At 56.1% G+C, this 9,543-nt stretch carries 9 protein-coding genes and 1 tRNA gene; 3 read left to right on the forward strand and 7 right to left on the reverse strand.

From position 1 onward, the window contains the following. Nucleotides 1-275: 275 nt before the first annotated feature. The 7 genes from ABF824_RS14295 to mnmE form a co-directional block, all read right to left on the reverse strand. Nucleotides 276-800 carry a DUF2501 domain-containing protein gene (locus ABF824_RS14295; protein WP_415489676.1) on the reverse strand — a complete coding sequence of 175 codons (525 nt, stop codon included), beginning with the start codon at nucleotides 798-800 and terminating at the stop codon, nucleotides 276-278. A 215-nt stretch (nucleotides 801-1,015) separates the two neighbouring features. Continuing rightward, a tRNA-Lys gene (locus tag ABF824_RS14300) sits at nucleotides 1,016-1,091 on the reverse strand. 81 nt (nucleotides 1,092-1,172) lie between these two features. Further along, complete coding sequence (locus ABF824_RS14305) at nucleotides 1,173-2,096, reverse strand: ParB/RepB/Spo0J family partition protein (protein ID WP_415489677.1); 924 nt, start codon at nucleotides 2,094-2,096, stop codon at nucleotides 1,173-1,175. Beyond that, nucleotides 2,093-2,950, reverse strand: coding sequence for a ParA family protein (locus ABF824_RS14310; protein ID WP_415489678.1), 858 nt, complete (start codon nucleotides 2,948-2,950; stop codon nucleotides 2,093-2,095). The genes ABF824_RS14305 and ABF824_RS14310 overlap by 4 nt, the downstream gene beginning before the upstream one ends. Further along, nucleotides 2,943-3,539: a 16S rRNA (guanine(527)-N(7))-methyltransferase RsmG gene (rsmG, locus tag ABF824_RS14315; RefSeq protein ID WP_415489679.1), complete on the reverse strand. Its 597-nt coding sequence runs from the start codon at nucleotides 3,537-3,539 to the stop codon at nucleotides 2,943-2,945. The genes ABF824_RS14310 and rsmG overlap by 8 nt, the downstream gene beginning before the upstream one ends. Beyond that, on the reverse strand, nucleotides 3,540-5,402 hold the full coding sequence (mnmG, locus tag ABF824_RS14320) for a tRNA uridine-5-carboxymethylaminomethyl(34) synthesis enzyme MnmG (RefSeq protein ID WP_415489680.1): 1,863 nt from the start codon (nucleotides 5,400-5,402) through the stop codon (nucleotides 3,540-3,542). It lies immediately after the preceding gene. Nucleotides 5,403-5,414: 12 nt separating this feature from the next. Further along, complete coding sequence (gene mnmE, locus ABF824_RS14325; protein ID WP_415489681.1) at nucleotides 5,415-6,749, reverse strand: tRNA uridine-5-carboxymethylaminomethyl(34) synthesis GTPase MnmE; 1,335 nt, start codon at nucleotides 6,747-6,749, stop codon at nucleotides 5,415-5,417. 118 nt (nucleotides 6,750-6,867) lie between these two features. Here mnmE and ABF824_RS14330 point away from each other — a divergent pair, with 118 nt between their 5' ends. From ABF824_RS14330 to ABF824_RS14340, 3 genes are all read left to right on the forward strand, one after another. Continuing rightward, entirely contained in the window at nucleotides 6,868-7,326 is a 459-nt protein-coding gene (locus ABF824_RS14330) for a methylated-DNA--[protein]-cysteine S-methyltransferase (RefSeq protein ID WP_415489682.1), read from the forward strand. Nucleotides 7,327-7,401: 75 nt separating this feature from the next. Beyond that, nucleotides 7,402-8,304, forward strand: a complete 903-nt coding sequence (locus ABF824_RS14335; RefSeq protein WP_415489683.1) for a glycosyltransferase family 2 protein — start codon at nucleotides 7,402-7,404, stop codon at nucleotides 8,302-8,304. Between the two features lie 24 nt (nucleotides 8,305-8,328). Further along, on the forward strand, nucleotides 8,329-9,195 hold the full coding sequence (locus ABF824_RS14340) for a glycosyltransferase family 2 protein (RefSeq protein ID WP_415489684.1): 867 nt from the start codon (nucleotides 8,329-8,331) through the stop codon (nucleotides 9,193-9,195). Nucleotides 9,196-9,543: the final 348 nt, after the last annotated feature.

A 9,543-nucleotide genomic window follows, 5' to 3' on the forward strand; every position in this document is an offset into this window, starting at 1 on the left:
CGTGCGCGGGGGCGGCGCGCGCCGGGGATGTTGTCTCGGAGGGGGATGAGGATTGAGGGGACCGGGTGGGGTCTCGAGGCACGTTCATGCTGCCGAGTGTGCGCGATCGCTCGTGGTCGGACAATAGGGAGAAAGGATACAGTTTGTGGAGGGTGGCCGGGATGATTTTGGAGAAGGGAATTCCGTCGATTACGACGGCATGCGTCCTCTCTGCCTAGGGCAATAAAAAAGGCCGGAATGATCCGGCCTTTCCTGTTGAGAGAGGGAGTAGCGCCTTACTGGAGGCTCTGGCCTTTCTTGGTCAGATCGCTGCACAGCTTTACGCGCTTGGACTTGTCGAGCGTGGAGATATCGAACGGCGTGGTCGTGCCATTCGCCAGAAGCCCCTGTCCACCGAGCGAATAATTCTGATCCGTCTTTACATCAGCACGTTTGGCCAGCTTGCGCGCCACGCTACGGGGTGTCGTGCCGCTGGTGTAGTTCTTGTGCACGCAATAGGACAGCAGGCCCGCCACATTGCCCGGTGTCGCGTTGTCGATGGACGGCAGGCCGTTTTCACCAAGGCTACCCGGCGTCGCGCTGGTGGTGGCTCCCGTTACGTCTTTGATGACCTGTGCGCCCTGCGTGGGTGCGGAAGCCGGATGCGCAGGATCGGTGACGGGGATGCTTCCCGGCGGCGGAGCGGACAGAGTCGTTCCAGCAGGCAATTGCTGGGCAGCGGTCTGGGCGTGGGCGGCTCCGAATGAGCCAATGGTCAGACCGCAGGTTACTGCAAGCGCAATGTATCGAGATGCAGACATAATAACCTCTTGTATTGGTACGGTCAGATCCTGAATTCCATTCGATAGTTCTTCTTGTTCGAATGGAGGTTCTGAACCGTCGTCGCTAGAGGAAACGCCTGTTGTAAGGAAAGGTTTCAGGAGAACGCTCAGACGCGCTCACGAGAGGGGGTGCAGGCAGAAAGATCGCAGATCATTTCCTGCTGCTTGCTTGGCTATGTCTGTGAGAAAAATCCTGGTGGGCGCACAAGGGCTCGAACCTTGGACCCGCTGATTAAGAGTCAGCTGCTCTACCAACTGAGCTATGCGCCCAGGATTTATATATTCTGGCGATGCCGGAATAGGCGGCCTTTTATCAGCGGGTGCGTATCCACGCAAGAGATGAATCGAAAATTATTTATTGAGGAGCGCGAGAAGCTCGTCCAGTTGATCAAGTGTGCGGTAGGCAAACCGTATCGAGCCGCCTTTTCCATCGAACTGGATTTGCACCTGAAGCCCCAGTTTCGTTGAGAGGTCTTTCTCCAGCATGGATATTTCCGGGTCCCGACGCTCCTTTACAGGCTTGGGGGCATGCGAGCGATCCGAATCCTTGATGGCTTTCTGGGCCAGCGCTTCCGTCTGACGAACGGAAAGATCACGGGCAATCACCTCTTTCGCAGCGGCGACAGGGTCGGGGTGCGAAAGAAGCGCGCGCGCGTGGCCAGCCGAGAGACGGCCGCCGACAACGTCCTCGCGTAAAGGAGCGGGCAGACGCAGGAGACGTAAAGTGTTCGTTATATGAGGACGGGACTTGCCGATAGCGCGGGCCAGTTCATCCTGCGTCAGACGGTAATCCTCAATCAGACGGCTGAAGCCTTCAGCCTCTTCCATGGGATTGAGGTCCGTGCGTTGCAGGTTTTCGACAAGGGCTGCTGCCATCGCATCGGCATCGTCGAGCGCACGGACAAGGACAGGCACTTCGTGAATGCCAGCTTTTTGGGCCGCGCGCCAGCGACGCTCGCCACCGATAATCTGGTAGACCCCCGCTTTTTCTGGGTGAGGTCGCGCCAGAAGAGGTTGCAGGATTCCGCGTGTACGAATGGATTCCGCGAGTTCTTCAAGGGCTTCAGGCGCGAAATTCTGACGAGGCTGGAAAGGACTCGGCTCCAGTGCCTCAATGGGAAGCGAGGAAACACCACCACCAGAAACTTGCGGAGAAGGGGTGTTGTCTTTCGTCTCGGGCTGCGAGGAGGGAGGTGCCTCAACAGGCTGATCGCCCAGAAGTGCAGCCAGTCCCCGACCAAGACGAGGGCGGCCAGACGTTTTTTTCGTGCTCACGGACGGGCTCCCTGAAGGTTCATGGCGGTCAGGCGTTTCCGCAGTTCCTGGGCAAGAGCAATGTAGGAGGCGGCGCCACTCGAACGCGGGTCATAGGTCATGACCGGCGTACCATGACTCTGGGCTTCCGAAATGCGGATATTGCGCGGGATAACCGTTTCCATGACGGCTTCACCAAAGAAGCTGCGGGCGTCTGCCGCTACCAGTTCGGAAAGGTTGTTGCGCCGGTCAAACATTGTCAGAACGATGCCAGCGGTCTGAAGGCCCGGATTGAACTGCTTGCGCACTTTTTCGATTGTGCGGGTCAGGTGACTGATCCCTTCCAGCGCAAAAAATTCGCACTGTAGAGGAGCGATCACGCCATCGGCCGCTACCAGGGCATTGAGCGTGAGCAGGCCAAGGCTTGGCGGGCAATCCACGAGGATATAGTCCGCCATTCCATCCAGTGCGGCGAGAGCCGTCTTGAGGCGCTGTTCTCTTTCATCTTCGGTGATCAGTTCAATTTCCGCGCCGACCAGTTCCGTGCTGGCCGAAATGACGCCGAGATTATCGATTTCCGTCGGCTGGATCAGTTGCGGAGCATCGGCTTCATGCATCAGCAGCGTATAGGAACCCTGCTTGCGGGCATTGTATTCCACGCCGAGACCCGTGGAGGCATTGCCCTGTGGATCAAGATCGACAAGCACGACCTTGCGGCCTTTCTGGGCAAGAGCGGCAGCCAGATTGATGGCGGTTGTCGTCTTGCCAACGCCACCTTTTTGGTTGGCAACGGCAAGAATGATGGGACGGCCCGACTTTTGAGAAGGGCGCGGAGTCGATTTTTTCTGCCCTGTATTCTTTGTGGGTTCAGACACGCCTGATATCGCTTATTTTCAGAATGGAACCGCCCGGAGTGCGGCTGGGAATGGAAGTGACTGTCATGTGCCAGTCGCGCTCGGCGTCGGTCAACTCATTGACGGCCTGTTGCCCCTTGAGAAAGAGCGCATACCCATCTGCTGCGATGAGTTTCTCAGTCCATGACAGAAGCCGGGAGAGATTGGCCAGCGCGCGCGCCGTCACGACCGGAGCGGGAGGAATGTCAACGTTTTCGATTCGCTCGTTGATGACCTGCGTCCGGCACCCGGTGGCACGGCTGACTTCACGCAGAAAGGCGCATTTTCTTTTGTCGGACTCGACAAGCGTGACCCGCGCATCGGCTGCGATTGCGAGAATGATGCCCGGAAAGCCACCGCCAGATCCGAGGTCGGTTATGCTGACGCCACGCTCCACAAGGGGAACAAGTTGCAGGCTGTCCTCAATGTGGCGCTCCCATAAGTGCGGCACATCGCCAGCAGAAATCAGATTGATTTTCGATGTCCACTTGGTCAGCAGTTCCGCGAATAGAGTGAGCCGTTCCTGCGTTTCACGTGAAACGATGGGCAGTGATGGGGAGGCGACTGACATTTATGCTGCTTGCCGGAGATGGGCGAGAAGCGCAACTAGAGCGGACGGGGTCATGCCGGGAATGCGTTGTGCAGCCGCAAAGTTTTCCGGGCGGGCCTGTTCCAGTCGTTCCCGCATTTCCGTGCTGAGACCGCCAACCCGCGTAAAATCGAATTGGCGCGGAATAGTGACGGCGGCTTCGGCGTGAAGCTGCTTGATCTCCTTTTCCTGCCGCACCAGATAGCCGCTGTAACGTGCTTCGGTTTCGACATGTTGCTTTATACGTGCAGGAAGATTTGCAAACCATGGCGCAAGGCGGCCTGCAATGGCGGGATCAACGCCTGAGGCAAGAATCTCAAACAGGGAGCGACGACGACCGTCCTGTGATACGGACCCGCCAGCCGCCAGAATATCAGAAGGAAGCCATTGCTCGCTCCGTGCGCGTTCGATGTTGGCATCCAAGGCGGCTTTGGTGCTTTCGAACAGAGCCTTTCGTTCCGAGCCAACACATCCCCATGCGATCCCCAACGGCGTCAACCGCACATCGGCGTTGTCCGCACGTAAGGTCAGTCGATATTCGGCACGCGAGGTGAACATCCGATACGGCTCAGAAACGCCTTGTGTGACGAGATCATCGATCATTACGCCAAGATAGGCCTGACTGCGGCTGATCGTCACGGGATCGTTGCCGCTGGCGCGACGCGCGGCGTTGATGCCGGCAAGCAGACCCTGGGCTCCCGCTTCTTCATAACCAGTCGTGCCGTTGATCTGCCCGGCGAGATAAAGGCCGGGAATGGCGCGCAATTCCAGAGTATGGGAGAGCGCGCGTGGATCGACGTAATCATATTCGACAGCGTAACCGGGCTGAACGATGCGCGCATGCTCCAGCCCCGGCATCGTGTGGATCATCTGCTCCTGCACGAAAAGAGGCAGGCTGGTGGAGATGCCGTTGGGGTAGACAAGATCGCCGCCCGGATTGTCGGGGAGAGCTTCGGGTTCGAGAAAGACCTGATGTGACATGCGATCCGCAAACCGCACCACTTTGTCTTCAATGGAGGGGCAGTAGCGTGGGCCGCGTCCTGCAATGGCTCCCCCGTAGACTGCCGAAAGGTGAATATGTTCCCTGATGATATCGTGAGTTTTGTCATTGGTGGCTGTGATGCGACAGCTCACCTGCGGGTTCGTAATGCGATCTGTCAGACGTGAGAAGGGTTCCGGCTCCGCATCCCCTAGATCTTCCGGCAGGGATTCCCAGTCAATACTGGCACGGTCAAGGCGGGCAGGGGTGCCCGTTTTGAGGCGTCCCAAAGGAAGGCCCAGGGCTTCCAGACGAAGTCCAAGGGCATTTGCTGGCCTGTCTCCCACACGTCCTGCCGGTTCGGTGTCATGACCAAAATGAATGACGCCACGCAGAAATGTTCCTGTTGTGAGGACGACCGAAGGGGCCGAATAGGTTCTGCCATCTTCACAGATTACACCTGAAACGGTGTGGTCGGATGCAAGGGTAATGTCGCCGACAGCCGCCGCCACGATCGTTAGGTTAGGAGTGTTGCGAAGCAGGCTGTCGATCGCGCTTCGGTAAAGTCCCCGATCCGCCTGCGCACGCGGTCCGTGGACGGCGGGGCCTTTCGAACGGTTTAGGAGCTTGAAATGAATTCCTGCCGTGTCGGCAGCACGCCCCATCAGGCCATCAAGCGCGTCGATTTCGCGCACAAGGTGCCCTTTACCAATGCCGCCGATGGCCGGATTGCAGGACATGGTGCCAATAGTGTCGAGCCTGTGTGTCAGCAGGAGTGTTCTGGCCCCACTGCGTGCGGCTGCGGCCGCTGCCTCGCAGCCAGCATGTCCGCCCCCTACGACGATGACATCGAAGCCCGTTCCCATGATGATGCCCTCTTATTTCCCGATGCAGAACTGCCCGAAGATGGTATCAAGTATATCTTCAACACCGATTTCGCCAGTGAGTCGGCCCAGCGCTCGCAGCGCCTGCCGCAATTCTTCACCGCGTATTTCTGGCCATGAAGTCGATAGAGCGGCTGCGAGGCATTGCTGTGCGGTTTCGGCTGCGGCCCGATGTCGTGCCTGCGTAAGCGGCGGTGGTCCGCTTCCTTGTGTCAGTTTGATGGCTTCCGCTTCAAGTCTTTTTTTTAGGACGGAAAGACCCTCTCCGGTTTGCAGGCTGATGGCGAGAGCATCGGGGGGAATGTCTCCTGATGGTTGGGGCGCGAGGTCTGTTTTGTTGCACACGACGATGGCGTTCGGGATTGGTTTTGGCGGCGGCGTATCGGCGGCGAACATCTGCACCACGCAGTCTGCATGTTCCACGTGAAACATCGCGCGGCGCACACCTTCGGCCTCAATGGGATCGACCGTTTCGCGTAAGCCAGCCGTATCAACCAATGTGACTTTTATGCCAGCCATGGTTGTGGTGATTTCAATCGCGTCGCGGGTGGTGCCGGCAATGGGAGACACGATTGCCGCGTCGCGTTCAGCAAGATGATTGAGGAGACTCGATTTTCCAGCATTGGGCGGCCCGACGATGGTAAAGACAAGGCCGCGCCGAATGCGTTCGCCGCGTTCTCCATCCACGAGATGGTGGCTGATTTCGTTTTGCAAAGCCTTAATTTCTGCAAGAAGCGCATCTTCCACTTCGGTAGGAAGGTCCTCGTCCGGAAAATCGATCAATGCTTCCTGTTGCGCCAGAACGCTCCGCAAACGATCTGCCCATCCTTTGTAAAGCACGCTGAGAGCGCCGTCGGCCTGAGCAAGAGCCTGTCTGCGCTGGGTGTCCGTTTCAGCTTCAATGAGGTCAGCAATGCCTTCGGCTTCAGTCAGATCGACGCGTCCATGCATGAAAGCGCGGCGTGTAAATTCTCCCGCTTCAGCGGGACGGGCGCCCGTAGCCACGAGCGCATCGGCAACAGCCGCAATAATTGCCGGGCCTGCATGGAGATGAAGTTCGAAACTATCTTCTCCTGTGTAGCTGTGGGGGGCGGGATTCCAGATGACGACGGCATCGTCGAGATGATCATCTTTTTGCCCTGCGGATCGCCAGATCTGGCGCAGGGAGGCGCGACGTGGAGGAGGGGGAGTGCCCACAAGCGTGCGTAGAATCGTCTCACTGTCCGCGCCACTTACACGCATGATGGCGATGGCGGCCCTGCCTGCGCCTGTCGCCAGTGCAAAAATGGGAGGAAGATCGTGGTGCTGGATGTGGGCAGGAGTGGGCATGGTGAGAAAGCTCGGACAGGGAGGGAAGTTGACGGGGCAGGTTCAGCGGCGGAGAAGGAGATAGCATGTCTTGCGCGTCTTCGCCCGTCGCGTTGTTCTTTCTTTAGGATGGCTTTCCATGCCGCAATTATCTCTTCATTCTCCAATCGGCCCTTTGACACTGACAGAAGAAGACGGTGCGATCATATCGCTCGATTGGGGGTGGGGACGTGATCAGACGGAAACGCCGCTCCTGTGTCAGGCGCGTGACTGGCTGGATTCCTGGTTTGATTCACCCCAGAAGCAGTTTCCGTTGCCTTTGAAGCCACATGGCACGGCCTATCAGAAAAAAGTATGGGCTGTTGTGAGCGCCATCCCGCCCGGAGAGACACTGACTTATAAGCAGATATCGGAAAAAGTTGGGGGCTCGCCCCGTTCTGTGGGGCAGGCTATGGGCGCCAATCCGATCCCGATCCTCATTCCATGTCACCGGGTCGTGGGAGCTGGTGGCAATTTGGGTGGCTATTCGGGTGATGGTGGTCTGGAAGATAAAATCTGGCTTCTGGAACTCGAAGGCGTCGTTCTTCCTCGAAAATGACATATATCGGTGTCATCAAAGGCGAACTGCCTTAGAAGAAACCGAGTAATAAGGCAGATGGAGTTGTCCGAGAGAATGTCCGTTATTTCCTCTCATCCTAAGGTTGTTGTGGGTTTGGCTACATCAGGGCGCGCGCCGATCCTGAAAGCTCTGATCGAGGAGCTTGGTCGGCAGAGTCTGAAGCCTTCCCGCATTGTGGTGTGCTACAGAAAATCATCAGACATCGATGGCGTGGATGCGTCCATCGTGCCGGGCATTGATCTCGTTCTGTTGCAGGGTGAACGCGGACTTCCCGCGCAACGCAATGTCATTCTTGACCATGTCGATGATGATGCGGACGTCGTTCTTTTTCTTGACGACGATTTCTTTCCTCATCCCGATTATATCCGCAACATGCTCGAGGTCTTTCAGAATGACCCAACAATAGCGGGCATAACGGGAAAGGTTCTTGATGACGGTGCTGTCGGTCCGGGCCTGACGGTGCATTATGCGCTGGAGCGTATCAAGCGGGAGCATCCCGTTTCCCCAGGCGCCGTAGTGGATGTCTTCAATACCTACGGGTGCAATATGGCATTTCGGATGGATGTTGTGCGCCACATAGGGGCTCGTTTTGATGAGCGGCTTCCCCTTTATGCTTGGTACGAAGATATCGATTTCTCTCGGCGCCTGCTTCCCTATGGTCGCATTGTGAGGGCTGAAGCCGCGCAGGGCGTTCACCTCGGAAGCAAAAGTGGCAAGACCTCAGGTGTCAGGCTCGGCTATTCACAGATCGCCAATCCTTTTTATCTGGCTTTCAAGGGCTCCTATCAGTGGAAGCGGGCCTTTAAAAGTGCCGGACGACATACACTGATCAACGGCGTGAAGAGTTTTCGTCCGGAAGCATGGGTTGACCGTAAGGGACGCATGAAAGGCAACTGGATTGCCTGGCGGGATGTGCTGCGTGGCAAATTGAAACCCGAAAGAATCCTCGATCTTTGATCGAGGACAGGCAATGGAATTCATATGCGTTTTTCTCTGGTAATACCGACATTGAACAGACCTGAGGATGTAAGAGCTTTTCTGAAAGCTCTTGCTGATCAGCCAGTCCGGGATCTTGAGGTCATTATCGTCGATCAAAGCGGACTGGATATCTATGATTCCGTTGTCGATCAGTTTTCGTCGCTGTTCCCGATACAACATATCCGAATTGACATAAAGAAATGTCGGTACGCCTGTCGCGTAGGCGCCGATGCGGCTTCTGGAGACATTATCGCCTTCCCCGATGATGACTGCCTTTACCGGCGCGACACGCTGGAACGTGTATTGTGGAATTTCGAGCAAAATCCTAAGCTGGATTTTGTGACAGGGCCCATTCTTAATCTTGAGGGTGCCTCATCAAATATGGGGCGGTGGCTGACTCACGACGCTTTCTTGAACGAGCGCAATATCTGGATCGGCCTTATTGAGTTCAACCTGTTCATACGTCGTAGTGCTTATGAACAGGTTGGTGGCCTTGATGTAAATATGGGGCCGGGATGCCGTTTTGTCGCTGCTGAAGGACAGGATCTGGGGCTGCGCCTGCTCCATGCGGGCTTCAAAGGATTTTTCGACACACGTTTACGGGTGATGCATCCAGACAAGTCAGATTCACTCGATAATGCGCGTGCAAGAGGCTATGGATGCGGCATGGGATACGCAATGCGCAAGAATCATGCGCCGCTCAGCATAGTTCTCAGATTTTTCATCAGGCCATTAGGGGGGGCATTGTTGAATGCTCTCCGAGGGTATGGGCATCTCTCCCTCTATTACCTTTCTTCATTGCAAGGACGAGTCGAGGGATATTTTGCCCGACAAGCTAGGTTGGCGGCCCAAGAGACAGCGCGATCATGAGCTTACTGAAGGGGCCGTAGAGCCTGCGCAGCGTCAGAGGGAACGGGTAAGAGTATGCCTCTGAGGGCTGAGGTCATGTCGTCTGTTGAGTGGATGGTCTATGCCATCACGAGAGGGGTTCAAAACCTGAGATAAATTGGCGGACATATTCAGGAAAGAATTGACGAAAAAATAATGGCAGTTCGTTATTTATAGTTAATACTAGGGCGGCAGGTGTTAAATATCTGTATTTAAGCAAAAAAGTAGATCGAGTAACTCTTGATATGTAAATATCACAGGTGAGAAGCTCTTCTTATTCATAACGACCGTCAAAACTGCGATTCTTATAAATTACAATTTGTATAAAAA

Origin of the sequence: Acetobacter sp. (genome assembly GCF_047721705.1) — a bacterium.
Lineage (GTDB): Bacteria > Pseudomonadota > Alphaproteobacteria > Acetobacterales > Acetobacteraceae > Acetobacter.

Excerpts from the sequence above, each read along its gene's own strand:
- ABF824_RS14340 (WP_415489684.1), top strand. The coding sequence starts at position 8,329 with ATGCGTTTTTCTCTGGTAATACCGACATTGAACAGACCTGAGGATGTA.
- mnmG (WP_415489680.1), bottom strand. The coding sequence starts at position 5,402 with ATGGGAACGGGCTTCGATGTCATCGTCGTAGGGGGCGGACATGCTGGC.
- mnmE (WP_415489681.1), bottom strand. The coding sequence starts at position 6,749 with ATGCCCACTCCTGCCCACATCCAGCACCACGATCTTCCTCCCATTTTT.
- ABF824_RS14335 (WP_415489683.1), top strand. The coding sequence starts at position 7,402 with ATGTCCGTTATTTCCTCTCATCCTAAGGTTGTTGTGGGTTTGGCTACA.
- ABF824_RS14295 (WP_415489676.1), bottom strand. The coding sequence starts at position 800 with ATGTCTGCATCTCGATACATTGCGCTTGCAGTAACCTGCGGTCTGACC.
- ABF824_RS14330 (WP_415489682.1), top strand. The coding sequence starts at position 6,868 with ATGCCGCAATTATCTCTTCATTCTCCAATCGGCCCTTTGACACTGACA.
- rsmG (WP_415489679.1), bottom strand. The coding sequence starts at position 3,539 with ATGTCAGTCGCCTCCCCATCACTGCCCATCGTTTCACGTGAAACGCAG.